Genomic DNA, 25,369 nt, shown 5'->3' on the forward strand with positions numbered 1-25,369 from the left:
ACCCTCCACACCCCCCACCGACCCGGGACAATGACAACGTGATCACTTCGCCGCCACGAAGCCCCGACGGACACTCCGACGGACATCCCGGCAACGGCGCCGGCCCCGGAGAGGCCGCCGGAGACGGGCCGACCCCCCGGAACGGGACCGGAGAGGCCGCCGCCCCCGGCAGCTCCCGGAACGGGACCGGGAACCGCCGGCCGTCCGAGGCGACCCCGTACGTCGACCTCACCCGGGCCGAGTGGAGCGCCCTGCGCGACAAGACGCCGCTCCCCCTCACCGCCGACGAGGTCGAGCGGCTCCGCGGTCTCGGGGACGTCATCGACCTCGACGAGGTCCGGGACATCTACCTCCCGCTCTCCCGGCTGCTCAACCTGTACGTGCAGGCCACCAGCGGTCTCCGCGGCGCGCTGAACACCTTCCTCGGCGAGAGCGCCGAGCAGCGCGGCACCCCCTTCGTCATAGGAGTCGCCGGTTCGGTGGCCGTCGGCAAGTCGACGGTCTCCCGCCTCCTGCAGGCGCTGCTCGCCCGCTGGCCCGAGCACCCGCGCGTGGAGCTGGTGACCACGGACGCCTTCCTCTATCCGATGGAGGAGCTGAAGGCGCGCGGCCTGATGTCCCGGAAGGGTTTCCCCGAGTCGTACGACCGCCGGGCCCTGACCCGCTTCGTCGCGGACGTGAAGGCGGGCAAGGACGAGGTCACGGCACCGGTCTACTCGCACCTGATCTACGACCGGGTGCCCGGCGAGCGGCTCGTGGTGCGCCGCCCGGACATCCTCATCGTGGAGGGCCTGAACGTCCTCCAGCCGGCCCTGCCCGGCAAGGACGGCCGCACCCGTGTCGGTCTCGCCGACTACTTCGACTTCTCGGTGTACGTGGACGCCCGCCCCGAGGACATCGAGCGCTGGTACCTGAACCGCTTCCGCAAGCTGCGCGACACCGCGTTCCAGGACCCGTCCTCGTACTTCCGGCGCTGGACGCAGGTCTCCGAGGAGGAGGCCTTCGACTACGCCCGCACGATGTGGCGGACCATCAACAAGGTGAACCTCCTGGAGAACGTGGCCCCGACCCGCGGCCGGGCGACCCTCGTCGTCCGGAAGGGCTCCGACCACAAGGTGCAGAGGCTGAGCCTCCGCAAGCTCTGATGTCCGTAAGCTCGGCCCATGTTGCATCTGCGGATGATCGTCCCGGCGGACCGCACGGCGGCCGCGGTCGAGCTGATCGAGTCGACGGTCGGCACCACGCACCTGGTGGTGCTTCCCGGCGCGGCCAGGGAACCCGTCGGTGACCTGGTCCTGTGCGACATGGCGCGCGAGTCGGCCGACGAACTGCTGCACGGGCTGCGGAACATGGAGATCGACCGGGACGGGTCGATCGCGGTGGAGAACATCGACCTGTCGATGTCCACGCGGGCGGACACGGCCGAGGAGGATGCCCCCGGCGAGGGCGCGGACGCCGTGATCTGGGAGCAGCTGGCGGAGGCGACCCACGAGGAGTCGACGCTCTCCTTCACCTATCTCTCGTTCATGGGGCTCGCGACGATGATCGCGGCCTGCGGCGTCGTCCTGGACAACACGATCCTGATCGTGGGCGCCATGGCGGTCGGCCCGGAGTTCGGTCCGCTCGCCGGGGTGTGCACGGCGATCGTGCAACGGGCGCCGAGGCTGGCGGCCCGCTCGCTGACGGCGCTGCTCATCGGCTTCCTGACGGCGATCCTGGCGACGACCCTGTTCAGCCTGCTCATGGACTGGCTGGGCCTGTTCAGCGACTCGATGCTGGACGCGGAACGTCCGCAGACCAGCTTCATCTGGCAGCCGGACCCGTTCTCGTTCGTGGTGGCGCTGCTGGCGGGCGCGGCCGGCACCCTCTCCCTGACGTCGTCCAAGTCGGGCGCCCTGGTGGGGGTGGCGATCTCGGTGACCACGGTCCCGGCGGCGGCGAACGCGGCGGTGGCGCTCAGCTACGGCGAGTTCGGGCAGATGGGGGGGTCGATCGGGCAGCTGCTGCTCAACCTGCTGGGGATCATGCTCGCGGGTACGGCGACCCTGGCCCTGCAGCAGCGGCTGTGGCGGACCCAGCGCGGGCGCCTCAAGCGCCGGCTGCGCAGGGGCTGACGCGGGCCGGGGGCACCTCGTACGAAAGGGCCCGCCGCACCGGACCTCCGGCGCGGCGGGCCCTCACGCATGTGCATGACGGTGCCTCAGAAAGGCTAGCCCAGCGCGGACTTCACGACGTCCGCGAGGCGCTGCGCGACCGCGCGGGCCTGCTCGATGTCGGCGGCCTCGACCATGACGCGGACCAGCGGCTCGGTGCCGGAGGGGCGCAGCAGGACCCGGCCGGTGGAGCCGAGCTCGCGCTCGGCGTCGGTGACGGCGGCGGCGAGTTCACCGGAGGTGGTGACCCGGGACTTGTCGACGTCCTTGACGTTGATGAGGATCTGCGGGAGCCGCTCCATGACGCCGGCGAGGTCCGCGAGCGACTTGCCGGTGGCGGCGACGCGGGCGGCCAGCATCAGGCCGGTGAGGGTGCCGTCGCCGGTGGTGGCGTGGTCGAGCACGATGACGTGACCGGACTGCTCGCCGCCGAGGGCGTAGCCGTTCTCCTTCATGGACTCCAGGACGTAGCGGTCGCCGACCGCGGTCTGGACGAGGTTCAGGCCCTCGCGCTCCATGGCGAGCTTGAAGCCCAGGTTGGACATGACGGTCGCGACGACGGTGTCGCCGCGCAGGGTGCCGGCCTCGCGCATGGCGAGGGCGAGCACGGCGAGGATCTGGTCGCCGTCGACCTCGTTGCCGGAGGCGTCCACGGCGAGGCAGCGGTCGGCGTCGCCGTCGTGGGCGATGCCCAGGTCGGCGCCGTGCTCGACGACGGCGGCCTTCAGCAGGTCGAGGTGGGTGGAGCCGCAGCCGTCGTTGATGTTGAGGCCGTCCGGCTCGGCGCCGATGGTGACGACCTGGGCGCCGGCCCGGGAGAAGGCCTCGGGCGAGACGTGGGAGGCGGCGCCGTGGGCCTCGTCGAGGACGATCTTCAGCCCGTCGAGACGGTTGGGGAGTACGGACATCAGGTGGGCGACGTACGTCTCGAAGCCCTCGCCGAAGTCGCGGACGCGGCCGACGCCGGCACCGGTCGGGCGCTCCCAGGGGGCGCCGGTGCGGTGCTCCTCGTACACGGTCTCGATCTTGTCCTCCAGCTCGTCGGCGAGCTTGTGGCCGCCGCGGGCGAAGAACTTGATGCCGTTGTCGGGCATGGCGTTGTGGCTGGCGGAGAGCATCACGCCGAGGTCGGCGCCGAGGACGCCGGTGAGGTGGGCCACGGCCGGGGTCGGCAGGACGCCGACGCGCAGCACGTCGACGCCGGCGCTGGCGAGGCCGGCCACGACGGCCGCTTCGAGGAACTCTCCGGAGGCGCGCGGGTCACGTCCGACCACGGCGGTGGGCCGGTGGCCCTCGAAGGTGCCCGCCTCGGCGAGCACGTGCGCGGCCGCGACGGACAGGCCGAGCGCCAGCTCCGCCGTCAGGTCCGCGTTGGCGACACCGCGTACGCCGTCCGTGCCGAAGAGTCGTCCCACAGCTGTCCTCCGAAAATACGTGCCCAAGCGAAAGAGAAAGAGGTTATGAAAAAACGTACGCCCCGACGGCACGGGCAGTGCCGCCGGGGCGTACGAAAGCAGCGAGCAGGCGTGATTAGCGCTTGCTGTACTGCGGAGCCTTGCGGGCCTTCTTGAGACCGGCCTTCTTCCGCTCGACCGCACGGTCGTCACGGGAGAGGAAGCCGGCCTTCTTCAGCGCCGGGCGGTTGTTCTCGACGTCCGCCTCGTTCAGCGCACGGGCCACGCCGAGGCGCAGGGCGCCGGCCTGGCCGGAGACACCGCCACCCGCGATGCGGGCGATGACGTCGTAGCGGTTGTCGAGCTCGAGCACCTTGAAGGGCTCGTTGACTTCCTGCTGGTGGACCTTGTTCGGGAAGTAGTCCTCGAGCGTACGCCCGTTGATCTTCCACTTGCCGGTGCCCGGAACGATCCGGACGCGGGCGATGGCGTTCTTGCGACGGCCCAGGCCGGCGGCCGGCTGCGGGTCGCCGAAGCGGGACGCGAGCGACTCGGAGGTGTACTCACCCTCGACGAGCTCGGTCTCGGTGGTGTACTCCTCAACGCCCTCGAACTCGTCGACGGGGGTCTCGGGGGTGGTCTCGGCCACGATGCTCCTCAGATTTCTTTCGTTCTTAGGGGGTGTGGCCGGGATTACTGCGCGACCTGGGTGATCTCGAACGGAACCGGCTGCTGGGCAGCGTGCGGGTGGTTCTCGCCCGCGTAGACCTTCAGCTTCGAGAGCATCTGACGGCCCAGGGAGTTCTTGGGGATCATGCCCTTGATGGCCTTCTCGACGGCCTTCTCGGGGTTCTTGTCGAGCAGCTCGTCGTAACGGACGGAGCGCAGACCACCCGGGAAGCCAGAGTGGCGGTAGGCCATCTTCTGGGTCTTCTTGTTGCCGGACAGGTGGACCTTGTCAGCGTTGATGATGATGACGAAGTCGCCCATGTCCATGTGGGGGGCGTAGACCGGCTTGTGCTTGCCTCGCAGGAGGTTCGCAGCCGTGGTCGCCAGACGGCCCAGGACGATGTCCTGCGCGTCGATGATGTGCCACTGGCGAGTGACATCGCCGGGCTTGGGGCTGTACGTACGCACTTCGTAGCCTTCGCTTCTTCAGTGGATGGAGTCCAGACACACCTGAAGCGATCATGCAGCTGGGGCCTGCACTGCCGGGTCACCGCCCGTATGCGAGCCACTGGTAACTGCTCCAGGGAACTTGCGTAAGGGCCCCTCGCGTGAGAACGGCGAAGCCAATACGCATAACAAACCGCAACAGTACCCGCGCCACCCCGGACGGGTCAAAACGCGCCGACCCCACCGCGCCCGCCCGGGGTCACCGCGCCCGCTCGACCCGCCGCTCGACCTCTCCCCACGCCGCGCTCGCACGGCCCGGCCCCAGGGGGCCTCCCCGGCTTCGCCCGGCTGCGCCGGACTCCGTCCGCCGGCCGTGGCCCGGGGCCGGGTCTCCCGCCGACCGCCCCAGGTCACCGCGCCCGCTCGACCCGCCGCTCGTCCCAGACCGGCTCCGACGTCTCCCGTACGACCCCGTCCGACCCGAAGACCAGGAACCGGTCGAAGCTCTTCGCGAACCACCGGTCGTGCGTGACGGCCATCACGGTCCCGTCGTACGACTCGAGCCCGTCCTGCAGCGCCTCCGCCGACTCCAGGTCCAGGTTGTCCGTCGGCTCGTCGAGCAGCAGCGCAGTGGTACCCGCCAGCTCCAGGAGCAGGATCTGGAACCGCGCCTGCTGCCCGCCCGACAGCTTGTCGAACGGCTGGTCCCCCTGCCGCTCCAGCTCGTACCGCCGCAGCACCGACATCGCCGCGCCCCGGTCCTTGGCGTGCTCGGTCCACAGGATGTCGACGAGCGGCCGCCCGGCCAGCTCGGGGTGGGCGTGGGTCTGCGCGAAGTGCCCCGGCACGACCCGCGCGCCGAGCTTCCACATCCCCGTGTGGGCGACCGTCGGATCCCCCGCGAGCAGCCGCAGGAAGTGCGACTTCCCGGACCCGTTCGAGCCGAGGACGGCGACCCGCTCCCCGTAGAAGATCTCGAGCGAGAACGGCTTCATCAGCCCGGTCAGCTCAAGGTTCTCGCAGGTCACGGCCCGCACCCCGGTCCGCCCGCCGCGCAGCCGCATGCGGATGTCCTGCTCGCGCGGCGGCTCCGGCGGCGGCCCCGCCTCCTCGAACTTCTTCAGCCGGGTCTGCGCCGCCGCGTACCGGGAGGCCATCTCGTGGCTGACCGCGGCCGCCTGCCGCAGGTTGACGACCAGCTTCTTCAGCTGCGCGTGCTTCTCGTCCCAGCGCCGCTTCAGCTCCTCGAAGCGGGCGAACCGCTCCCGCCGGGCCTCGTGGAAGGTGTCGAAGCCGCCGCCGTGCACCCAGACGTCGGAGCCGGCCGGGCCGGGCTCGACCGCGATGATCTTCTGCGCGCCCCGGGAGAGCAGCTCCCGGTCGTGGGAGATGAAGAGCACGGTCTTGCGGGTCTCCCGCAGCCGCTCCTCCAGCCACCGCTTGCCGGGCACGTCGAGGTAGTTGTCCGGCTCGTCGAGGAGCAGCACCTCGTCGGGCCCGCGCAGCAGCGACTCCAGGACGAGCCGCTTCTGCTCGCCGCCGGAGAGCGTCCGCACCTCACGGAACTGCGCCTTCTCGTACGGGACGCCGAGCGCGGCCATCGTGCAGATGTCCCAGAGGGTCTCGGCCTCGTACCCCTGCACCTCGGCCCAGTCGCTGAGGGCCTGCGCGTACTTCATCTGCGCGGCCTCGTCGTCGACGGTCATGATCAGGTGCTCGGCCGCGTCGACGGCCTTCGCGGCCTCCCGGATCCGGGGCTGGGCGACGGAGACCAGCAGGTCGCGGACGGTGGACTCGTCCCGTACGGAGCCGACGAACTGCGGCATCACGCCGAGCCCGCCGCTGACCGTGACCGTGCCGCCGTGCGGCTGGAGCTCTCCGGCGATCATCCGGAGCAGTGTGGTCTTGCCGGCGCCGTTGGCCCCGACGAGGGCGACGACGGCCCCCTCCCCGACCCGGAAGGAGGCGTCCCCGAGCAGGACCCTCCCGTCGGGAAGGTAGTACTCCAGATGCGCGGCCTCGACATGTCCCATGGGATGCATTGTCACCGCCCGCGTCGGCCCGGCCCAACCGGTTTAGGATGCGCGGCATGAGCTTTGGGGGACCGCAGTGGCCGCAGGAGCCGCAGCAGCAGGGGCAGCAGGGGTACGGACAGCAGCCCGGGTACGGGTACCCGCCGCAGCAGGGGAACGGGCAGCAGCCGGGCTACGGGTATCCACCGCCCCAGCAGCCGAACCCCTTCCCGGGCGCCCAGGGCAGCGGTGACACCCCCGACTGGGGCGCCCTGGCCGACGCCTCGGCCTCGCGCGGCCGCCGCAAGCGCCTCCTGCTGATCGCCGGCGGCGTCCTGGCCACGGTGGCCGTGGGCGCGATCGTCGCGACCGCCGTCGTGAGCACCAACAAGAAGAACGACGAGGCCAAGAACGGCCCGCTCCCCACCGGCACGGTCTCCCCCACCGGCACGCCGACCCCCGAGCCGACGTTCTCGTCGGTGGCGCCGCCGCCCCCGCCGAACCCGAAGGACTACATCTCGGACCCGAAGAAGGACAAGGCCCCGCTCACCGCCGAGGGCCTCTTCCCGGGCAAGAAGATGAGCATGAACGGCCGCGCGTACAAGAAGGGCACGACCTCCGCCACGACCAACTGCGCGGCCGTCACCCAAGGCGGCCTCGGCACGGTCCTGAAGCGGAACGGCTGCCAGCGGGTACTGCGCGCCACCTACGTGAAGGACGGCGTGGCGATCACCGTCGGCGTCGCCGTCTTCCCGTCCGAGGCGGCGGCCCAGAAGGCGAAGGACCAGGCCACCGGCGGCATCGCGCCCCTGGTGGGCGGGGGCGTGGGTGATTTCTGCCACGCCACGGTCTGCCTGCGCCGCTCGAACGCGATCGGCCGGTACGCGTACTTCACCCAGGCCGGCTTCGCCAACGGCAAGAAGGTCACCAAGGCCGACAAGCCCGTCTTCCAGTCCAGCGACGACCTCGGCACCTTCGCCTTCAACCAGATCTACGCCCGGGGCCGCGCCCAGGCCTCAGCAGCAGCCGCCGCCGGCTCCGGGGAGTGACCGCTTGTTGCGCGCCTCCCGGCTGCGGGCGGCGAGCAGCGCGTCCTCCGGGTAGCCGACCTCTTCGAGGGTGAGGCCGTGCGGCCGTACGACGTGGACGGCCGAGTCCCGGACGCCGGCGGCGAGCACCTTGCCGGGCCAGTCGACCGGCCGGTGGCCGTCGCCGACGAAGAGCAGGGCGCCGACGAGCGAGCGGACCATGTTGTGGCAGAAGGCGTCCGCCTTGACGGTCGCCTCCAGGATCCCGTCGTCCCGCCGCTCCCAGCGCAGCACCTGGAGCGTGCGGATGGTGGTGGCGCCCTCGCGCTTCTTGCAGTACGCGGCGAAGTCGTGCTCGCCGACGAGCGCGGTGGCGGCCTCGTTCATGGCGTCCACGTCGAGGGCCCAGTCGTGCCAGAGCACGTGCCCGCGCAGCAGCGGGTCGACGCCGCCGGGGTTGTCGGTGACGCGGTAGGCGTAACGGCGCCAGATGGCGGAGAACCGCGCGTTGAACCCGGCAGGGGCTTCCTCGACCTTCCACACCCGCACGTCGTGCGAGAGCCGCCCCGCGAGCCGCCGCAGCAGCTTGTCCCGGTGCTCGGCCCACAGCTCCACGGGCAGGTCGACGTGGGCGACCTGGCCGCGCGCGTGCACCCCGGCGTCGGTCCGGCCGGCGACGGTCAGCTCGTACGTCTCCTTGGACCGGGTCACGGTCCGCAGGGCGTCCTCGATCTCTCCCTGCACGGTCCGCTGCCCCTGGGCCTGCTTGGCCCAGCCGGAGAAGTCCTTGCCGTCGTACGAAAGGTCAAGGCGTACCCGTACGAACCCGTCCTGCACGTCATCGCTCACGCGAAGATCCTCTCAAACACACGTCACACACGACGGAACGGGCCCGCACCCCAGGGGGTACGGGCCCGCTCACGAGAAACGTACGAAAAACGCTTACGCGTCCTTCGCCTCGTCCTCGGTCGCCTCGACGGCGGCGGCCTCGTCGGCCTCCTTGACGGCGCGCTTGGTGGCGGCCTCGGCCTCGGCGACGGTCGCCTTCTTGGCGATCTCGCCCTCGACCAGCTCGATCACGGCCATCGGGGCGTTGTCGCCACGACGGTTGCCGATCTTGGTGATGCGGGTGTAGCCACCCGGACGCTCCGAGTAACGCGGGGCGATCTCGGTGAAGAGGGTGTGGACGATGCCCTTGTCGGTGATCGTCTGCAGCACCAGGCGACGGTTGTGGATGTCGCCCTTCTTCGCCTTGGTGATCAGGCGCTCGGCGACCGGACGCAGGCGACGGGCCTTGGCCTCGGTCGTGGTGATGCGGCCGTGCTCGAAGAGCGACTTCGCCAGGTTGGCGAGGAGCAGCTTCTCGTGCGCGGCGGAACCGCCGAGGCGGGCACCCTTCGCGGGACGCGGCATGGTGTTTCTCCTTGTGATCTGCACCGGCCGTATGAGGTACCGATGTCAGTGTCCGAGCGGGCGGTCACCCGTCGGAGACCCCGCGCCCCACAGGGGCGCGGGGAACTGCGCGACCGGCCGGAACCGGTCCGCAGCAAGACTGCGACTAGTACTGCTCGGTCTCGACGAAGCCGGCGTCGGCGTCGTCGTCCGCGCCGAACGCGTCGGCGGCAGCGGTCGGGTCGAATCCGGGCGGGCTGTCCTTCAGGGCCAGGCCCATGCCGGCCAGCTTCGCCTTGACCTCGTCGATCGACTTCGCACCGAAGTTGCGGATGTCGAGCAGGTCGGCCTCGGAGCGGGCGACGAGCTCACCCACGGAGTGGATGCCCTCACGCTTGAGGCAGTTGTACGAGCGAACGGTGAGCTCGAGCTCCTCGATCGGCAGCGCCAGGTCGGCGGCGAGGGCGGCGTCCGTCGGGGACGGGCCCATGTCGATGCCCTCGGCGTCGATGTTCAGCTCGCGGGCGAGACCGAACAGCTCGACCAGGGTCTTGCCGGCGGACGCCATGGCGTCACGCGGACGCATGGCCTGCTTGGTCTCGACGTCGACGATGAGCTTGTCGAAGTCGGTGCGCTGCTCGACTCGGGTCGCCTCGACCTTGTAGGTGACCTTCAGCACGGGGCTGTAGATGGAGTCGACCGGGATGCGGCCGATCTCCTGGCCGACCTGCTTGTTCTGGACGGCGGAGACGTAGCCGCGACCGCGCTCGACGGTCAGCTCCATCTCCAGCTTGCCCTTGGCGTTCAGGGTCGCCAGAACGAGGTCGGGGTTGTGGACCTCGACACCGGCCGGGGGCGCGATGTCGGCGGCGGTGACCAGACCCGGTCCCTGCTTGCGCAGGTACATCACGACCGGCTCGTCGTGCTCCGAGGAGACGACCAGCTGCTTGATGTTGAGGATGAGGTCGGTGACGTCCTCCTTGACGCCCGGCACGGTGGTGAACTCGTGCAGGACACCGTCGATGCGGATGCTGGTGACGGCGGCACCCGGGATCGAGGAGAGGAGGGTACGGCGGAGGGAGTTGCCGAGGGTGTAACCGAAGCCCGGCTCCAGCGGCTCGATGACGAACCGGGAGCGGAACTCGTCGACGACCTCTTCGGTCAGCGACGGACGCTGAGCGATAAGCATGTCTGTGATTCCTTCAGTCGTGGACGCCCACTATTTGACGTCCTCGGCCACCGGGCGGCAGCCCGATGGTTTTGCTGCACGTACTGCAAGGGTACGGGCGGTACGCCCCCGAAAGGGGGCGCACCGCCCGAAAGCCCAGGTCAAGCAGCCGAAAGCGTCAGACGCGGCGGCGCTTGGGGGGACGGCAGCCGTTGTGCGGCGTGGGGGTGACGTCCTGGATCGAGCCGACCTCGAGGCCCGTGGCCTGGAGGGAGCGGATCGCGGTCTCACGGCCGGAGCCGGGACCCTTGACGAAGACGTCGACCTTGCGCATGCCGTGCTCCTGCGCGCGGCGAGCGGCCGACTCGGCGGCCATCTGCGCGGCGAACGGGGTGGACTTGCGCGAGCCCTTGAAGCCGACGTGGCCGGCGGAGGCCCAGGAGATCACGTTGCCCGAGGGGTCCGTGATCGAGACGATCGTGTTGTTGAACGTGCTCTTGATGTGCGCGTGGCCGTGAGCGACGTTCTTCTTTTCCTTGCGGCGCACCTTCTTGGCAGCGCCCTGACGACCCTTGGGGGGCATGTCGTTCTCCTACGGGAGGTGGTCGGTCCTACAGCGAAGACCGCTTGGTCAAGCGTCCGCTGAGGACTACTTCTTGCCCGGCTTCTTCTTGCCGGCGATGGCGCGACGCGGGCCCTTGCGGGTACGAGCGTTCGTGCTGGTGCGCTGACCGCGGACGGGCAGGCCACGACGGTGGCGCAGACCCTGGTAGCAGCCGATCTCGACCTTGCGGCGGATGTCGGCGGCGATCTCGCGGCGGAGGTCACCCTCGGTCTGGAGGTTGGCGTCCACGTACTCGCGGATCTTGACGAGGTCTTCCTCGGCAAGGTCGCGGACACGGGTGGACGGGTTCACGCCGGTCGCGGCGAGGATCTCCTCGGACCGGGTACGCCCGATGCCGAAGACGTAGGTGAGTGCGACCACCACACGCTTTTCGCGCGGGATGTCAACACCGGAAACGCGTGCCATTCAATGGCTCCTGTGTTCTCGGGGGTCTGCTGCAGAACCGTTCCCGGCTGCCGTATGAGGTACAGGTCGGGTCCCCGGCCCCCGCCGGAGGTGCCGTCAACCGTGGGACACGGTCGGACGGGCTCTGCGTATGTACGTATTGCTATGCGTCGCGCGAAGAACTGCGAAATGCAGGTCGGTCGGCGTGCGTCAGCCCTGGCGCTGCTTGTGGCGCAGGTTGTCGCAGATGACCATGACCCGGCCGTGACGGCGGATCACCTTGCACTTGTCGCAGATCTTCTTGACGCTCGGCTTGACCTTCATGGGATGTGAGGTTCTCCGGGTCAGTGCCACCACCCGCGCGGAGGCGGGTACGGCAAGATCTACTTGTACCGGTAGACGATCCGGCCACGCGTCAGGTCGTACGGAGAGAGCTCCACGACGACCCGGTCGTCCGGGAGGATTCGGATGTAGTGCATCCGCATCTTGCCGGAGATGTGCGCGAGGACCTTGTGACCGTTCTGGAGCTCCACCTTGAACATGGCGTTCGGGAGGGACTCGATCACGGTGCCCTCGATTTCGATGGCACCTTGCTTCTTGGCCACGCTTCGCCTTTCGAATCGGCTACCTTGATCGACTCTCGCCGCCGTGTGCAGGCACACGGGTACACGAGAGCCGACGCATCAGTCTACGTCAGGCCCCAGGAAAAGACGAATCGGGAAGTCTGCCCACGGTAGAAGATCATTACGCGAAGGACGAATCCGCTACGCCGGCGGGTCCGGCGCCGCCGACCCGACCCCCGACGCAGCCCTCGCGGGCTCGGCGCCCGGGGGCGCCTCACGGGCTTCGGCCCGCTGCGCCGGACTCCGTCCGCCGGACCTGGGCCCGGGCGCCGCCGGCCTACGCGTGGTCGGCGCCCGGGACCGGCGCTACGCCAGCGGGTCCGGCGCCGCCGTCACGCCCAGCTCCGCCAGCTTCGCCTTGCCGCCGTCGACCGCCGTGAGGACCAGGGGGCCGGCCTCGGTGAGGGCCACCGAGTGCTCCCAGTGGGAGGACCAGGTGCCGTCCGTCGTGATGACCGTCCAGTCGTCCTTCAGGACCTCCGTCTGCGGGGTGCCCAGGGAGACCATCGGCTCGATCGCCAGGCAGAGGCCGGGGACCAGCTTCGGGCCCTTGCCGCGCTTGCGGGAGACGTAGTTCAGCAGGTGCGGGTCCATGTGCATCTCGGTGCCGATGCCGTGGCCGCCGTAGTCCTCGATGATGCCGTAGCGGCCCTTGCTGTGGTCGCCCACGGCCGGCCGCGGCTGCCGCTTGATGTACGTCTCGATCGCCTTCGAGATGTCCACCAGACGGTTGCCGAGCTTCATGGCCGCGATGCCGGCCCACATCGACTCCTCGGTCACCCGGGAGAGCTCGATCAGCTCCGGGGCGTGACCGGTGCCGACGAAGGCGGTGTACGCCGCGTCGCCGTGCCAGCCGTCCACGATCGCGCCGCAGTCGATCGAGATGATGTCGCCGTCCTTGAGGACGGTCTTGTCGTCGGGGATGCCGTGGACGACGACCTCGTTCACCGAGGTGCAGATCGTCGCGGGGAAGCCGCCGTACCCGAGGAAGTTCGACTTCGCGCCGTGGTCGGCGATGACCTTCCGCGCGACCTCGTCCAGGTCCTTCGTCGTGGCGCCCGGCACGGCCGCCTCGCGCGTCGCCGCGTGGATGGCGGCGACGACCAGCCCCGCCTCGCGCATCTTCGCGATCTGCTCGGGGGTCTTGATCTGCACCATCGTGGCCGCGGCCTTTCCATCGAGTACGGGGAACAGAACAACGATACGGCCGCGACGCCCCCGAGGGGCACCGCGGCCGTATCGAACGAACCAGGGGTTACTTCTTGAGCGCGTCCATCGCCTTGGCGGTGACCTCGTCCACCTTGCCGAGCGCCGAGATCGTCGAGACCAGGTCCTGCGACCGGTAGTAGTCGATGATCGGCTCGGTCTCCGTGTGGTAGACCGCCAGGCGCTTGCGGACGGTCTCCTCGTTGTCGTCGTCACGCTGGTACAGCTCGCCGCCGCAGACGTCGCAGACGCCCTCGGTCTTCGGAGCGTTGTACGAGACGTGGAAGACGTGCGAGGAGTCGTTGCGGCAGATGCGGCGACCCGCGATCCGCTTCACGACCTCGTCCTCGGGGACCTCAAGGTCCAGGACCGCGTCCAGCTCGATGCCACTGGCCTTGAGGAACGCGTCCAGGGCCTCGGCCTGGGCCACGTTCCGCGGGAAGCCGTCGAGCAGGAAGCCGCCCTCGGCGTCCGCCTGGCGCATGCGGTCCTCGGCCATCCCGATCGTCACGGAGTCCGGCACGAGCTGGCCGGCCTTCATGTACGACTGCGCCTCTACGCCCAGCGGCGTGCCCTGCGAGATGTTGGCACGGAACAGGTCGCCCGTAGAGATGTGCGGGATGCCCAGGTTCTTGGCGAGGTACGCGGCCTGCGTGCCCTTGCCCGCACCGGGCGGTCCGACGAGGACGATTCGCATCAGCGGAGGAACCCTTCGTAATTGCGCTGCTGGAGCTGGCTCTCGATCTGCTTCACGGTCTCCAGCCCCACACCCACGATGATGAGGATGCTCGTTCCACCGAAGGGGAAGTTGGCATTGGCGCCACCGAAGCCTGCCAACGCCATCGTCGGCACAAGAGCGATCAGACCCAAGTACAGCGAGCCCGGCCAAGTGATCCGGTTGAGCACGTAGCTCAGGTACTCGGCAGTAGGTCGACCAGCCCGGATACCCGGGATGAAGCCACCATACTTCTTCATGTTGTCCGCAACTTCCTCGGGGTTGAACGAGATCGCCACGTAGAAGAAGGCGAAGAACACGATCAGGAGGAAGTACGCGGCGATGTAATACGGGTGGTCACCCTTGACGAAGTGGGCTTCGATCCAGGTCTTCCAGCCCGCCGTGCTGTTCGAGAACTGCGCGATCAAGGCCGGGATGTAGAGAAGCGACGACGCGAAGATGACAGGAATCACACCCGCCTGGTTCACCTTCAACGGGATGTAAGTGGACGTACCGCCGTAGGAACGCCGGCCGATCATGCGCTTCGCGTACTGGACCGGGATGCGTCGCTGGGCCTGCTCGACGAAGACCACGAGGGCCACCATCACGAAGCCGATAAGGATGACGGTGCCGAACTCGATCCAGCCCTTGGCGAGCTTGCCGCTCTGCTTGATGGCCCACAGGGCGCCCGGGAAGCCGGCGGCGATCGAGATGAACATCAGGATCGACATGCCGTTGCCGATGCCGCGGTCCGTGATCAGCTCACCGAGCCACATGACGATGCAGGTGCCCGCGGTCATGGTGATGACCATGGTGGCGATGGTGAAGATCGACTGGTCGGGCACGACCTGGTCGGCGACGATGCAGCCGCTGAAGAGCGCACCGCTCTTGGCGGTCGCGACGAGACCGGTGCCCTGGAGGATGGCGAGCGCCACGGTCAGGTACCGGGTGTACTGCGTGATCTTGGCAGTGCCGGCCTGACCCTCCTTCTTGAGGGCTTCGAGGCGGGGGATCACGACGGTCAGCAGCTGCAGGATGATGCTCGCCGTGATGTACGGCATGATGCCGAGCGCGAAGATGGTGATCTGCAGCAGCGCTCCGCCACTGAACATGTTGACCAGGCCGAACAGGCTGTTGTTGCCCTCGCTGGCCTGCTTGACACACTGCTGGACGGCCTCGTAGCTGACGCCGGGTACCGGGATGTGGGCCCCGAGGCGGTACAGCACGATGATGGCGAGCGTGAAGAGCAGCTTCTTGCGCAGGTCGGGCGTCTTGAACGCCCGGGCGAACGCGGTGAGCACGGTGCCTCCTGCGACCCCCGCGCTATGCGTCAAGGGTGACGGTCTTGAGGTTCGACGATTTGGGTATCGGTCATCAATTCCGTGCGGGCATACCGCACGGAGCCTAGACAGTGCACGCCACCTTACCGGCGACCATGCCCCCCTAGGAACGACCAACCGGGGATGCCCCTTTTGGGAGGCATCCCCGGTCGGATGTTCAGGCCATCGAGTCGTCTCAGACGAGCTCGGTGACGGTGCCGCCGGCGGCGGCGATCTTCTCCTTGGCGGAGCCGGAGACGGCGTCGACCGTCACCTGCAGCGCCACGGAGACCTCGCCCTGGCCCAGGACCTTGACGAGCTGGTTCTTGCGAACGGCACCCTTGGCGACCAGGTCGGCCACCGTGACCTCGCCACCCTGCGGGTAGAGCGCGGTGAGCTTGTCCAGGTTCACGACCTGGTACTCGGTGCGGAAGGGGTTCTTGAAGCCCTTCAGCTTCGGGAGGCGCATGTGGAGCGGCATCTGGCCACCCTCGAAGCGCTCCGGAACCTGGTAGCGGGCCTTCGTGCCCTTCGTACCACGACCGGCCGTCTTACCCTTCGACGCCTCACCACGACCCACACGGGTCTTGGCGGTCTTGGCGCCCGGGGCGGGACGGAGGTTGTGGGCCTTCAGCGGGTTGTTCTCCGCCATGTCAGTCAACCTCCTCGACCGTCACGAGGTGGCGGACGGTGTGCACCATGCCGCGGAACTCGGGGCGGTCCTCCTTGACAACCACGTCACCCAGGCGCTTGAGGCCCAGGGAACGGAGGGTGTCGCGGTGGTTCTGCTTGCTGCCGATGTACGACTTCGTCTGCGTGACCTTGAGGCGAGCCATTACGCACCCGCCCCAGCACGCGCACGGAGCAGAGCCGCGGGAGCGACGTCCTCGAGGGGCAGACCGCGGCGAGCCGCGATCTCCTCGGGACGCTGCAGGCCCTTCAGGGCCTCCACGGTCGCGTGCACGATGTTGATCGCGTTGTCGGAGCCGAGCGACTTCGACAGGATGTCGTGAACGCCGGCGCACTCGAGCACGGCGCGCACCGGGCCACCGGCGATAACACCGGTACCGGGGGAAGCCGGCTTGAGCAGGACGACGCCCGCGGCCTTCTCGCCCTGGATCGGGTGAGGGATGGTGCCCTGGATGCGGGGAACCTTGAAGAAGTTCTTCTTGGCTTCCTCGACGCCCTTGGCGATGGCCGCGGGAACTTCCTTGGCCTTGCCGTAACCGACACCTACGGTGCCGTCACCGTCACCCACCACGACGAGCGCGGTGAAGCTGAAGCGACGACCACCCTTGACAACCTTGGCGACGCGGTTGATCGCGACAACGCGCTCAACGTACGCGGTCTTCTCGGCGGCAGCGCCACCGTCGCGACCCTTCCGGTCCCGCCGCTCGCCGCCACCGGCACCGCTGCCGCGGCGCTGGGGTCCAGCCATTGGATTACCTCTCTCTGTTACGTCCGTTAGTCCCGGAACCGGGGCTTAGAACTTCAGCCCGGCTTCGCGGGCGGCGTCAGCCAGAGCGGCAATGCGCCCGGCGTACCTGTTGCCACCACGGTCGAACACGACAGCCTCGACACCGGCGGCCTTGGCGCGCTCGGCGACCAGGGCGCCGACCTGCTTGGCCTGCGCGGACTTGTCACCCTCGCCGCCACGGATCGACGCGTCCAGGGTCGACGCCGACGCAAGGGTGTGGCCCTTGAGGTCGTCGATGACCTGAGCGGTGATACCGCGGTTGGAACGCGTCACGACGAGGCGCGGACGCTCCGCCGTACCCGACACGTTCTTGCGGATGCGGATGTGGCGGCGCTTCTTGGCGGCGCCCTTGTAGGCGTCGCCCTTGGCGATCTTCACACCGTATGCCATGGCTTACTTACCAGCCTTTCCGACCTTGCGGCGGATGACCTCGCCCGCGTACTTCACGCCCTTGGCCTTGTAGGGGTCGGGCTTGCGAAGCTTGCGGATGTTGGCGGCGACCTCGCCGACCTTCTGCTTGTCGATGCCCTCGACCGAGAACTTGGTCGGCGACTCGACCTTGAACGAGATGCCCTCGGGCGCCTCGACCAGGATCGGGTGGCTGTAGCCGAGCTGGAACTCCAGAGCGGAGCCCTTCGCGGCCACGCGGTAACCGACACCGCTGATCTCGAGCGCCTTCACGTACCCCTGGGTCACACCGGTGATCATGTTGGCCACCAGCGTGCGGGACAGGCCGTGCAGGGCCTTGTTCTGACGCTCGTCGTTCGGACGGTTGACGTTGAGCACGCCATCCTCGCCCTTAACGATCTCGATCGGCGCGGCGACGGTGTGGGTCAGGGTGCCCTTGGAACCCTTGACCGTGACCGTGCGGCCCTCGATGGTGACGTCCACGCCGGCGGGAACCGTGATGGGGAGCTTGCCAATACGCGACATTAGCTATTCCTCCGTTCCCGACTACCAGACGTAGGCGAGGACTTCCCCACCCACGCCCTTCTTCTGCGCCTGCTGGCCGGTCAGGAGACCGTGGGACGTGGAGATGATCGCCACGCCCAGGCCGCCGAGGACCTTCGGCAGGTTGGTGGACTTTGCGTAAACCCGGAGGCCCGGCTTCGAGATCCGCTTGATGCCCGCGATGGAGCGCTCACGGTTCGGACCGAACTTGAGGTCGAGCACGAGGTTCTTGCCGACCTCGGCGTCCTCGACCTTCCAGCCCGTGATGAAGCCCTCCTGCTGGAGGATTTCCGCGATGTGGGACTTGATCTTGCTGTGCGGCATCGTCACGGAGTCGTGGTATGCCGAGTTCGCGTTACGCAGACGAGTCAGCATGTCCGCGATCGGATCAGTCATGGTCATGAATTGGCCTTCGGCCTCTCTCGCCGGGGTTTCCTGTATGCGCCATCCCTCTCCCCACACAGGGGCGGGACGGGTGCGGCGCGGGGACCTACGGCGTAGTAAGTCGGTAGGGCGGCGGACGCCCAACCCCACAAGCCTAAGGCATGCGGGGGCCGGGCATCCGCCGACCAATGCTTACCGAGAGACTCCGGTCATCCCAACTGGGGGATTACCAGGAGCTCTTGGTCACGCCCGGCAGCTCGCCACGGTGAGCCATCTCACGGAGGCACACGCGGCACAGGCCGAACTTGCGGTACACGGAGTGGGGACGACCACAGCGCTGGCAGCGCGTGTAGCCACGCACGCCGAACTTGGGCTTGCGGGCAGCCTTCGCGATGAGAGCCTTCTTCGCCATCTCGCTTACGCCTCCTTGAACGGGAAGCCGAGGTGACGGAGAAGGGCGCGGCCCTCAGCGTCGTTGGTCGCCGTGGTCACCACGGTGATGTCCATACCCCGGACACGGTCGATCTTGTCCTGGTCGATCTCGTGGAACATGACCTGCTCCGTGAGACCGAAGGTGTAGTTGCCACGCCCGTCGAACTGCTTGGGGGACAGACCACGGAAGTCGCGGATGCGCGGGAGCGCGAGCGACAGGGTGCGGTCCAGGAACTCCCACATGCGGTCGCCACGGAGGGTGACGTGCGCACCGATCGGCTGGCCCTCACGCAGCTTGAACTGCGCGATGGACTTGCGAGCCTTGGTGATCGCCGGCTTCTGACCGGTGATCGTGGTGAGGTCACGGACGGCACCGTCCATGAGCTTCGAGTCACGGGCGGCGTCGCCGACACCCATGTTGACCACGATCTTCACGAGGCCGGGGATCTGCATGACGTTCTCGTACTTGAACTCGTCACGCAGCTTGCCCGCGATCTCCTCGCGGTACTTCGTCTTGAGACGCGGAGTGGTGGTAGCCATCAGATGTCCTCACCCGTCCGCTTGGCAACGCGGATCTTGTTGCCCTCGTCGTCGAAGCGGTAACCGACACGCGTGACGACCTTCTTGCCGTCCTTCTCCACGACCAGCTGGACGTTGGAGACGTGGACCGGAGCCTCGGTCGTCACGATGCCGCCGGCCTGCGAGGGACCGGCCTTGGTGTGCTTCTTGACCCGGTTGACACCCTCGACCAGGACGCGGTTCTCGGCGGGGAAGGCCGTGATGACCTTGCCCTGCTTGCCCTTGTCCTTACCGGTGATGACCTGGACCAGGTCGCCCTTCTTGATCTTCATGCTTACAGCACCTCCGGCGCGAGCGAGATGATCTTCATGAACTTCTTCTCGCGCAGCTCACGGCCGACCGGGCCGAAGATACGGGTGCCACGAGGGTCGCCGTCGTTCTTGAGAATGACAGCGGCGTTCTCGTCGAAGCGGATGTACGAGCCGTCCTGGCGGCGGCGCTCCTTGACGGTGCGAACGATGACCGCCTTGACGACGTCACCCTTCTTCACGTTGCCACCGGGGATCGCGTCCTTGACGGTGGCGACGATGACGTCACCGATGCCCGCGTAGCGGCGACCGGAGCCACCGAGAACACGGATGCAAAGGATCTCCTTGGCACCAGTGTTGTCGGCGACACGCAGTCGCGACTCCTGCTGGATCACGTCTATCTCCTGATTGTCTGCCGGTTCCCGGCAGGGGCTTCAGAAGAAGCCCCTGCCGAGCCTGGCGGAACTGACCCGAGGGAAACCCCTCGAGTAATTACTTGGCCTTCTCGAGGATCTCGACGACGCGCCAGTGCTTCGTGGCGGACAGCTTCCGGGTCTCCATCAGGAGGACGCGGTCGCCGATGCCGGCAGCGTTCTGCTCGTCGTGAGCCTTGAGCTTGTTCGTACGGCGGATGACCTTGCCGTACAGCGCGTGCTTGACGCGGTCCTCGACAGCGACGACGACGGTCTTGTCCATCTTGTCGCTGACGACCAGGCCCTCGCGGACCTTGCGAGCGTTGCGCTCGGTCTTCTCAGTCACGTTGCTCTCGCTCATCAGGCGTTCTCCACCGTCTCGATGCCCAGCTCACGCTCACGCATCAGGGTGTAGATCCGGGCGATGTCCTTACGGACGGACTTGAGCCGACCGTGGTTCTCGAGCTGACCGGTCGCCGCCTGGAAGCGGAGGTTGAACAGCTCTTCCTTGGCCTCGCGGAGCTTGTTGAGAAGCTCCTCGTTGCCCAGCTCGCGCAGCTCGGACGCCTTGGTACCGGCCGACATCACAGCTCACCTGCTTCGCGCTTCACGATCTTGCACTTCATCGGCAGCTTGTGGGCCGCACGGGTCAGGGCCTCGCGCGCGATCTTCTCGTTCGGGTAGGACAGTTCGAACATCACCCGACCCGGCTTGACGTTCGCGATCCACCACTCCGGAGAACCCTTACCGGAACCCATGCGGGTCTCGGCGGGCTTCTTCGTCAGCGGGCGGTCCGGGTAGATGTTGATCCAGACCTTGCCGCCACGCTTGATGTGGCGGGTCATCGCGATACGAGCCGCCTCGATCTGGCGGTTGGTCACGTACGCCGGCGTGAGGGCCTGAATGCCGTACTCGCCGAACGCAACCTGCGTACCACCCTTGCTGGCGCCGGAGCGCTTCGGGTGGTGCTGCTTGCGGTGCTTGACCCTACGGGGGATCAGCATGTCGGTCAGGCCTCCGTTCCGGTGCTCTCAGCCGGAGCAGCGGCGGCGGCGTCGGCCTTGGGGGCCTCGGCGGCCGGAGCCGACTGCTGCGGCTTGCGGCCGCGGCCGCCACGCTCGCCACCACGGCCACCACGGCCGGCCGGGCGGTCGCCAGCGCCGGCGCCACGGGCCGGGCGGTTACCCGCACGGGCAGCGGCGTTCTCGGCGCGGACCTCGGCGATGTTCTTGACGTCGCCCTTGTAGATCCAGACCTTCACGCCGATGCGGCCGAAGGTGGTCTTGGCCTCGAAGAAGCCGTAGTCGACGTTCGCGCGGAGCGTGTGCAGGGGCACACGGCCCTCGCGGTAGAACTCCGAGCGGGACATCTCGGCGCCGCCGAGACGACCGCCGCACTGGATCTTGATGCCCTTGGCGCCGGCCTTCATCGTGCCCTGCATGCTCTTACGCATGGCGCGACGGAAGGAGACGCGGGAGGAGAGCTGCTCGGCAACGGCCTGGGCGACCAGCTGGGCGTCCATCTCGGGGTTCTTGACCTCGAGGATGTTCAGCTGGACCTGCTTGCCCGTGAGCTTCTCGAGGTCGCCGCGGATGCGGTCGGCCTCGGCGCCACGGCGGCCGATGACGATGCCGGGACGAGCGGTGTGGATGTCCACCCGCACGCGGTCACGGGTGCGCTCGATCTCAACCTTCGAGATGCCGGCGCGCTCCATGCCGGACGTCATCATCCGACGGATGGCGACGTCTTCCTTGACGTAGTCCTTGTACAGCTTGTCGGCGTACCAGCGGGACTTGAAGTCCGTGGTGATGCCGAGCCGGAACCCATGCGGGTTAACCTTCTGGCCCATTACCGGGTTCCTTCCTTGCTGCTGACGACCACGGTGATGTGGCTGGTCCGCTTACGGATCCGGTAGGCACGGCCCTGGGCACGCGGACGGAACCGCTTCAGGGTCGGGCCCTCATCGACGAACGCCTCGCTGATGTACAGCGAAGAGGCGTCCGTGTGGTCGTAGTTGTGCGCGGCATTGGCGATGGCGCTGTCCAGCACCTTGCCAACCGGCACGCTCGCGGCCTGCGGGGCGAAACGCAGGACCGCCTGAGCCTCCGTGGCGTCCATGCCACGGATAAGGTCCACCACGCGGCGGGCCTTCATGGGCGTGACGCGGATGTACCGCGCCTGGGCCCTGGCTTCCATGGTTGTCCTTCCAGTGTCTGTCATGGTCATTCCACCCCGCTACTAGCGGCGCTTCGACTTCCGGTCGTCCTTCACGTGACCCCGGAAGGTGCGCGTCGGCGAGAACTCGCCGAGCTTGTGGCCGACCATCGACTCGGTGACAAACACCGGAATGTGGGTCTTGCCGTTGTGCACCGCGATCGTGTGGCCGAGCATGGCCGGGATGATCATCGAGCGACGGGACCAGGTCTTGATGACGTTCTTGGTACCGGCTTCGTTCTGGGCGTCCACCTTCTTGACGAGGTGGCCGTCGACGAAGGGTCCCTTCTTGAGACTGCGCGGCATCTAAACCCGCTCCTAGCGCTTCTTGTTCGTCTTGCGGCGGCGGACGATGTACTTGTTCGAAGCCTTCTTCGGCGAACGAGTACGACCCTCCTTCTGACCCCACGGGGAGACCGGGTGGCGACCACCGGAGGTCTTGCCCTCACCACCACCGTGCGGGTGGTCGACCGGGTTCATCGCCACACCGCGGACGGTCGGGCGAACGCCAAGCCAGCGCTTGCGGCCGGCCTTGCCCCAGTTGATGTTCGACTGCTCGGCGTTGCCGACCTCGCCGATGGTGGCGCGGCAGCGGGCGTCGACGAGACGGATCTCACCGGACGGCATGCGGAGGTGGGCCATCGTGCCCTCCTTCGCCAGCAGCTGCACGGAGGCACCGGCCGAGCGGGCGAACTTGGCGCCGCCACCGGGACGGAGCTCGATCGCGTGGATCGTGGTACCGACCGGGATGTTGCGGAGCGCCAGGTTGTTGCCGGGCTTGATGTCCGCGCCCGGGCCGTTCTCGACGCGGTCGCCCTGGGTCAGACCCTTGGGGGCGATGATGTAGCGCTTCTCGCCGTCCACGTAGTGGAGGAGCGCGATGCGCGCGGTGCGGTTGGGGTCGTACTCGATGTGAGCGACCTTGGCCGGCACGCCGTCCTTGTCGTGACGACGGAAGTCGATCACACGGTAGGCGCGCTTGTGGCCACCGCCCTGGTGACGGACGGTCACACGACCGGTGTTGTTACGGCCGCCCTTGCTGTGCAGGGGGCGGACCAGCGACTTCTCCGGCGTGGACCGCGTGATCTCGACGAAGTCGGCAACGCTGGAGCCGCGACGGCCCGGCGTAGTCGGCTTGTACTTGCGGATTCCCATTTCTCAGTCCTCGTCCGATTCCGGACGATCCAGACCGCCGTTAGGCGGTCGGACCGCCGAAGATGTCGATACGGTTGCCCTCAGCAAGGGTCACGATGGCGCGCTTGGTGTTGGCGCGCTTGCCGAAACCGGTGCGGGTGCGCTTGCGCTTGCCCTGGCGGTTGATCGTGTTGACCCCGGTGACCTTGACCGAGAAGACCGCCTCGACGGCCTGCTTGATCTGGGTCTTGTTGGAGCCAGGCGCGACGATGAACGTGTACTTGTTCTCGTCCAGCAGGGCGTAGCTCTTCTCCGAGACGACCGGCTTGACGAGAATGTCGCGCGGGTCCGAGAAGGTCTTGCTGGTGACGACGGCCTCAGTCATCAGGCGTCGCTCCCTTCGGTCTCAGCGGTCTGGGGGCCAGACACGAAGGACTCGAGGGCGGCCTGGGTGAAGACCACGTCGTCGGAGACGATCACGTCGTACGTGTTGAGCTGGCCCGGCTCCAGGATGTGCACCTGGGGCAGGTTACGAGCGGACAGCCACGCGGCCTCGTCGGAGCGCTCGGCGACCAGGAGCAGGTTCTTGCGCTCCGAGATCTTGCCGAACAGCGTCTTGGCGGCCTTGGTGGAGATGCCACCCTCGACCACGCCGGTGACGACGTGGATGCGGGAGTGGTTCGCCCGGTCCGACAGGGCACCGCGGAGGGCGGCGGCCTTCATCTTCTTCGGGGTCCGCTGCGAGTAGTCACGCGGCACGGGACCGTGCACGACGCCACCACCGGCGAACTGCGGGGCGCGGGTCGAACCCTGACGGGCGCGGCCGGTGCCCTTCTGGCGGTAAGGCTTCTTGCCACCACCGCGGACTTCGCCACGGGTCTTGGTCTTGTGCGTGCCCTGACGGGCCGCGGCCAGCTGCGCGACGACGACCTGGTGGATCAGCGGGACGCTGACCTTGGCGCCGAAGATCTCCGCGGGGAGCTCGACGGTCCCGGCCTTGTCGCCAGACGGCGAAAGGATGTCAATGGTGCTCATCGGTTCCTCAAACCCCCTTGGCCGCGGTGCGGACCAGGACGAGGCCACCGTTGGGGCCGGGGACGGCGCCCTTGATGAGCAGCAGACCCTTCTCGGCGTCAACGGCGTGGACGGTCAGGTTCTGGGTGGTCACACGCTCGTTGCCCATGCGACCGGCCATGCGCATGCCCTTGAAGACACGGCCCGGGGTGGCGCAGCCACCGATCGAACCGGGCTTGCGGTGCACGCGGTGGGCACCGTGCGAGGCCTTGCCACCACGGAAGTTGTGGCGCTTCATCGCACCGGCGAAGCCCTTGCCCTTGCTCTTGCCCGTGACGTCGACCTTCACGCCGGCCTCGAAGACCTCGGCGGTGATCTCCTGGCCGAGCGTGTACTCGGAGGCGTCAGCGGTGCGGAGCTCCACCAGGTGGCGGCGCGGGGTGACGTCGGCCTTGGCGAAGTGACCCTTGAGGGGCTTGTTCACCTTGCGCGGGTCGATCTCGCCGAAGGCGATCTGGACCGACTCGTAGCCGTCGACGTCGTTCGTACGGACCTGGGTCACGACATTCGGGCCGGCCTTGACGACGGTCACCGGGACGACCCGGTTGTTCTCGTCCCAGACCTGCGTCATGCCGAGCTTCTCGCCCAGGATGCCCTTGATGTTCTTAGCCATCTCGCGCGTCACCTCAGAGCTTGATCTCGATGTCGACGCCCGCCGGCAGGTCGAGACGCATGAGCGAGTCAACCGTCTTCGGCGTGGGGTCGAGGATGTCGATGAGGCGCTTGTGCGTGCGCATCTCGAAGTGCTCGCGCGAGTCCTTGTACTTGTGCGGCGACTTGATGACGCAGTACACGTTCTTCTCAGTGGGCAGCGGCACCGGGCCCGCGACCGACGCACCAGTGCGGGTCACCGTCTCGACGATCTTCTTCGCCGAGGAGTCGATGACCTCGTGGTCGTAGGCCTTGAGCCGGATGCGGATCTTCTGTCCCGCCATGGCTACTAGTAGTCCTTTGTCTCGTAACGCTCTGGAACCCGGCACGTTCGCGTCCTGTCTCCGACCCACGCGGTCGGGCGTGTCGCGCTCCCTCTACGCAGAAATCCCTGAGGATTTCCCAACCAAGGGGGCGCGGTCCCGAAGACCGCGGGCCGGGGGCGGAACACCCACCGGGTGCCTGGTCGGCACCCCGCTGACGCTTCCCAGAAGATTCCCGTACGTCCGCTCCTGAGAAGGAGCGACGAGTACTGTGGGACTCGCTTCCGGTCCTCCCGACGGGAGGCGCGCAGCATCGGCACTCAACCGAGCAACTTGGACAGTCTGCCATACGGGGCCTTCCGGCCGCCAATCGGGGTCGAAGACTGTACCCCACGTCACGTACGCCCATGCGCC

38 protein-coding genes are annotated in these 25,369 nt (G+C 67.9%); 3 read left to right on the forward strand and 35 right to left on the reverse strand.

Annotated elements, in window-relative coordinates; translation table 11 throughout:
- Nucleotides 1-38: 38 nt before the first annotated feature.
- Together coaA and CCN56_RS16145 are read left to right on the forward strand one after the other, a co-directional pair.
- A complete protein-coding gene (coaA, locus tag CCN56_RS16140; RefSeq protein ID WP_256961991.1) occupies nucleotides 39-1,145 on the forward strand; it encodes a type I pantothenate kinase in 1,107 nt (368 codons plus the stop codon).
- A gap of 18 nt (nucleotides 1,146-1,163) precedes the next feature.
- Nucleotides 1,164-2,114, forward strand: coding sequence for a DUF389 domain-containing protein (locus tag CCN56_RS16145; protein ID WP_086827566.1), 951 nt, complete (start codon nucleotides 1,164-1,166; stop codon nucleotides 2,112-2,114).
- A gap of 95 nt (nucleotides 2,115-2,209) precedes the next feature.
- Here CCN56_RS16145 and glmM read toward each other — a convergent pair whose 3' ends face one another.
- The 4 genes from glmM to CCN56_RS16165 form a co-directional block, all read right to left on the reverse strand.
- Nucleotides 2,210-3,568 (reverse strand): phosphoglucosamine mutase, encoded by a 1,359-nt coding sequence (gene glmM, locus CCN56_RS16150; protein WP_086827568.1) that lies wholly within the window; start codon nucleotides 3,566-3,568, stop codon nucleotides 2,210-2,212.
- A 115-nt stretch (nucleotides 3,569-3,683) separates the two neighbouring features.
- Entirely contained in the window at nucleotides 3,684-4,196 is a 513-nt protein-coding gene (rpsI, locus tag CCN56_RS16155) for a 30S ribosomal protein S9 (protein WP_015035601.1), read from the reverse strand.
- A 44-nt stretch (nucleotides 4,197-4,240) separates the two neighbouring features.
- Nucleotides 4,241-4,684 carry a 50S ribosomal protein L13 gene (gene rplM / locus CCN56_RS16160; protein ID WP_041130788.1) on the reverse strand — a complete coding sequence of 148 codons (444 nt, stop codon included), beginning with the start codon at nucleotides 4,682-4,684 and terminating at the stop codon, nucleotides 4,241-4,243.
- 389 nt (nucleotides 4,685-5,073) lie between these two features.
- Nucleotides 5,074-6,696 carry an ABC-F family ATP-binding cassette domain-containing protein gene (locus tag CCN56_RS16165; protein WP_373412858.1) on the reverse strand — a complete coding sequence of 541 codons (1,623 nt, stop codon included), beginning with the start codon at nucleotides 6,694-6,696 and terminating at the stop codon, nucleotides 5,074-5,076.
- A gap of 56 nt (nucleotides 6,697-6,752) precedes the next feature.
- Between CCN56_RS16165 and CCN56_RS16170 the strand changes: the two genes are divergently transcribed.
- The gene (locus tag CCN56_RS16170; RefSeq protein ID WP_086827571.1) at nucleotides 6,753-7,724 is read left to right on the forward strand and encodes a hypothetical protein; all 972 of its coding nucleotides are present in this window, start codon (nucleotides 6,753-6,755) and stop codon (nucleotides 7,722-7,724) included.
- Here the strand turns inward: CCN56_RS16170 and truA are convergent.
- The 31 genes from truA to rpsJ all read right to left on the reverse strand — a co-directional run bounded on the left by truA (nucleotide 7,692) and on the right by rpsJ (nucleotide 24,976).
- Nucleotides 7,692-8,552, reverse strand: coding sequence for a tRNA pseudouridine(38-40) synthase TruA (gene truA, locus CCN56_RS16175; protein ID WP_086827572.1), 861 nt, complete (start codon nucleotides 8,550-8,552; stop codon nucleotides 7,692-7,694). The genes CCN56_RS16170 and truA overlap by 33 nt on opposite strands.
- 93 nt (nucleotides 8,553-8,645) lie before the next feature.
- Nucleotides 8,646-9,116, reverse strand: a complete 471-nt coding sequence (rplQ, locus tag CCN56_RS16180) for a 50S ribosomal protein L17 (protein WP_031012120.1) — start codon at nucleotides 9,114-9,116, stop codon at nucleotides 8,646-8,648.
- Between the two features lie 145 nt (nucleotides 9,117-9,261).
- Nucleotides 9,262-10,284 (reverse strand): DNA-directed RNA polymerase subunit alpha, encoded by a 1,023-nt coding sequence (locus CCN56_RS16185; protein WP_004946635.1) that lies wholly within the window; start codon nucleotides 10,282-10,284, stop codon nucleotides 9,262-9,264.
- A gap of 157 nt (nucleotides 10,285-10,441) precedes the next feature.
- Nucleotides 10,442-10,846 carry a 30S ribosomal protein S11 gene (rpsK, locus tag CCN56_RS16190; RefSeq protein WP_003956432.1) on the reverse strand — a complete coding sequence of 135 codons (405 nt, stop codon included), beginning with the start codon at nucleotides 10,844-10,846 and terminating at the stop codon, nucleotides 10,442-10,444.
- Nucleotides 10,847-10,912: 66 nt separating this feature from the next.
- Nucleotides 10,913-11,293 carry a 30S ribosomal protein S13 gene (gene rpsM, locus CCN56_RS16195; RefSeq protein ID WP_015035595.1) on the reverse strand — a complete coding sequence of 127 codons (381 nt, stop codon included), beginning with the start codon at nucleotides 11,291-11,293 and terminating at the stop codon, nucleotides 10,913-10,915.
- A gap of 189 nt (nucleotides 11,294-11,482) precedes the next feature.
- A complete protein-coding gene (gene rpmJ / locus CCN56_RS16200) occupies nucleotides 11,483-11,596 on the reverse strand; it encodes a 50S ribosomal protein L36 (RefSeq protein ID WP_003956441.1) in 114 nt (37 codons plus the stop codon).
- Nucleotides 11,597-11,655: 59 nt separating this feature from the next.
- Complete coding sequence (gene infA / locus CCN56_RS16205) at nucleotides 11,656-11,877, reverse strand: translation initiation factor IF-1 (protein ID WP_003956442.1); 222 nt, start codon at nucleotides 11,875-11,877, stop codon at nucleotides 11,656-11,658.
- Between the two features lie 324 nt (nucleotides 11,878-12,201).
- Nucleotides 12,202-13,053 (reverse strand): type I methionyl aminopeptidase, encoded by an 852-nt coding sequence (map, locus tag CCN56_RS16210; RefSeq protein ID WP_041130784.1) that lies wholly within the window; start codon nucleotides 13,051-13,053, stop codon nucleotides 12,202-12,204.
- Between the two features lie 97 nt (nucleotides 13,054-13,150).
- Nucleotides 13,151-13,798 (reverse strand): adenylate kinase, encoded by a 648-nt coding sequence (locus CCN56_RS16215; RefSeq protein WP_086827574.1) that lies wholly within the window; start codon nucleotides 13,796-13,798, stop codon nucleotides 13,151-13,153.
- A complete protein-coding gene (secY, locus tag CCN56_RS16220) occupies nucleotides 13,798-15,117 on the reverse strand; it encodes a preprotein translocase subunit SecY (protein WP_041130782.1) in 1,320 nt (439 codons plus the stop codon). The genes CCN56_RS16215 and secY overlap by 1 nt, the downstream gene beginning before the upstream one ends.
- A 214-nt stretch (nucleotides 15,118-15,331) precedes the next feature.
- Nucleotides 15,332-15,787, reverse strand: coding sequence for a 50S ribosomal protein L15 (gene rplO, locus CCN56_RS16225; RefSeq protein WP_030687807.1), 456 nt, complete (start codon nucleotides 15,785-15,787; stop codon nucleotides 15,332-15,334).
- Between the two features lies 1 nt (nucleotide 15,788).
- Nucleotides 15,789-15,971 carry a 50S ribosomal protein L30 gene (rpmD, locus tag CCN56_RS16230; protein WP_041130781.1) on the reverse strand — a complete coding sequence of 61 codons (183 nt, stop codon included), beginning with the start codon at nucleotides 15,969-15,971 and terminating at the stop codon, nucleotides 15,789-15,791.
- A complete protein-coding gene (gene rpsE / locus CCN56_RS16235) occupies nucleotides 15,971-16,573 on the reverse strand; it encodes a 30S ribosomal protein S5 (RefSeq protein WP_015035588.1) in 603 nt (200 codons plus the stop codon). The genes rpmD and rpsE overlap by 1 nt, the downstream gene beginning before the upstream one ends.
- 45 nt (nucleotides 16,574-16,618) lie before the next feature.
- A complete protein-coding gene (gene rplR / locus CCN56_RS16240; RefSeq protein ID WP_030687809.1) occupies nucleotides 16,619-17,002 on the reverse strand; it encodes a 50S ribosomal protein L18 in 384 nt (127 codons plus the stop codon).
- Between the two features lie 3 nt (nucleotides 17,003-17,005).
- A complete protein-coding gene (gene rplF, locus CCN56_RS16245) occupies nucleotides 17,006-17,545 on the reverse strand; it encodes a 50S ribosomal protein L6 (protein ID WP_086827576.1) in 540 nt (179 codons plus the stop codon).
- A 21-nt stretch (nucleotides 17,546-17,566) separates the two neighbouring features.
- Nucleotides 17,567-17,965 carry a 30S ribosomal protein S8 gene (rpsH, locus tag CCN56_RS16250; protein ID WP_041130779.1) on the reverse strand — a complete coding sequence of 133 codons (399 nt, stop codon included), beginning with the start codon at nucleotides 17,963-17,965 and terminating at the stop codon, nucleotides 17,567-17,569.
- 208 nt (nucleotides 17,966-18,173) lie between these two features.
- On the reverse strand, nucleotides 18,174-18,359 hold the full coding sequence (locus CCN56_RS16260) for a type Z 30S ribosomal protein S14 (protein WP_003948630.1): 186 nt from the start codon (nucleotides 18,357-18,359) through the stop codon (nucleotides 18,174-18,176).
- A gap of 5 nt (nucleotides 18,360-18,364) precedes the next feature.
- Nucleotides 18,365-18,922: a 50S ribosomal protein L5 gene (rplE, locus tag CCN56_RS16265; RefSeq protein WP_086827578.1), complete on the reverse strand. Its 558-nt coding sequence runs from the start codon at nucleotides 18,920-18,922 to the stop codon at nucleotides 18,365-18,367.
- Nucleotides 18,919-19,230 carry a 50S ribosomal protein L24 gene (rplX, locus tag CCN56_RS16270; RefSeq protein ID WP_041130777.1) on the reverse strand — a complete coding sequence of 104 codons (312 nt, stop codon included), beginning with the start codon at nucleotides 19,228-19,230 and terminating at the stop codon, nucleotides 18,919-18,921. Before rplX ends, rplE begins: the two co-directional genes overlap by 4 nt.
- A gap of 2 nt (nucleotides 19,231-19,232) precedes the next feature.
- Nucleotides 19,233-19,601 carry a 50S ribosomal protein L14 gene (gene rplN, locus CCN56_RS16275; protein ID WP_003956455.1) on the reverse strand — a complete coding sequence of 123 codons (369 nt, stop codon included), beginning with the start codon at nucleotides 19,599-19,601 and terminating at the stop codon, nucleotides 19,233-19,235.
- Between the two features lie 97 nt (nucleotides 19,602-19,698).
- Nucleotides 19,699-19,980 (reverse strand): 30S ribosomal protein S17, encoded by a 282-nt coding sequence (gene rpsQ, locus CCN56_RS16280; protein WP_030208995.1) that lies wholly within the window; start codon nucleotides 19,978-19,980, stop codon nucleotides 19,699-19,701.
- The gene (gene rpmC, locus CCN56_RS16285) at nucleotides 19,980-20,204 is read right to left on the reverse strand and encodes a 50S ribosomal protein L29 (RefSeq protein ID WP_017239580.1); all 225 of its coding nucleotides are present in this window, start codon (nucleotides 20,202-20,204) and stop codon (nucleotides 19,980-19,982) included. Before rpmC ends, rpsQ begins: the two co-directional genes overlap by 1 nt.
- Nucleotides 20,204-20,623 carry a 50S ribosomal protein L16 gene (gene rplP / locus CCN56_RS16290; RefSeq protein ID WP_017239579.1) on the reverse strand — a complete coding sequence of 140 codons (420 nt, stop codon included), beginning with the start codon at nucleotides 20,621-20,623 and terminating at the stop codon, nucleotides 20,204-20,206. Before rplP ends, rpmC begins: the two co-directional genes overlap by 1 nt.
- Before the next feature lie 5 nt (nucleotides 20,624-20,628).
- Entirely contained in the window at nucleotides 20,629-21,468 is an 840-nt protein-coding gene (gene rpsC / locus CCN56_RS16295) for a 30S ribosomal protein S3 (RefSeq protein ID WP_041130776.1), read from the reverse strand.
- Entirely contained in the window at nucleotides 21,468-21,815 is a 348-nt protein-coding gene (gene rplV, locus CCN56_RS16300; RefSeq protein ID WP_031012097.1) for a 50S ribosomal protein L22, read from the reverse strand. Before rplV ends, rpsC begins: the two co-directional genes overlap by 1 nt.
- A gap of 42 nt (nucleotides 21,816-21,857) precedes the next feature.
- Entirely contained in the window at nucleotides 21,858-22,139 is a 282-nt protein-coding gene (gene rpsS, locus CCN56_RS16305) for a 30S ribosomal protein S19 (protein ID WP_015035577.1), read from the reverse strand.
- A 12-nt stretch (nucleotides 22,140-22,151) separates the two neighbouring features.
- Nucleotides 22,152-22,988, reverse strand: a complete 837-nt coding sequence (gene rplB, locus CCN56_RS16310; protein WP_030208986.1) for a 50S ribosomal protein L2 — start codon at nucleotides 22,986-22,988, stop codon at nucleotides 22,152-22,154.
- A 40-nt stretch (nucleotides 22,989-23,028) separates the two neighbouring features.
- Nucleotides 23,029-23,352 (reverse strand): 50S ribosomal protein L23, encoded by a 324-nt coding sequence (gene rplW, locus CCN56_RS16315; protein ID WP_041130775.1) that lies wholly within the window; start codon nucleotides 23,350-23,352, stop codon nucleotides 23,029-23,031.
- On the reverse strand, nucleotides 23,352-24,002 hold the full coding sequence (rplD, locus tag CCN56_RS16320; protein ID WP_041130774.1) for a 50S ribosomal protein L4: 651 nt from the start codon (nucleotides 24,000-24,002) through the stop codon (nucleotides 23,352-23,354). The genes rplW and rplD overlap by 1 nt, the downstream gene beginning before the upstream one ends.
- Nucleotides 24,003-24,009: 7 nt before the next feature.
- Nucleotides 24,010-24,654, reverse strand: a complete 645-nt coding sequence (gene rplC / locus CCN56_RS16325) for a 50S ribosomal protein L3 (protein WP_030687820.1) — start codon at nucleotides 24,652-24,654, stop codon at nucleotides 24,010-24,012.
- Between the two features lie 13 nt (nucleotides 24,655-24,667).
- Nucleotides 24,668-24,976 (reverse strand): 30S ribosomal protein S10, encoded by a 309-nt coding sequence (gene rpsJ / locus CCN56_RS16330; RefSeq protein WP_003948644.1) that lies wholly within the window; start codon nucleotides 24,974-24,976, stop codon nucleotides 24,668-24,670.
- Between the last annotated feature and the right edge of the window lie 393 nt (nucleotides 24,977-25,369).

This window comes from Streptomyces sp. NRRL B-24572 (assembly GCF_002156145.1).
Lineage (GTDB): Bacteria > Actinomycetota > Actinomycetes > Streptomycetales > Streptomycetaceae > Streptomyces > Streptomyces vietnamensis.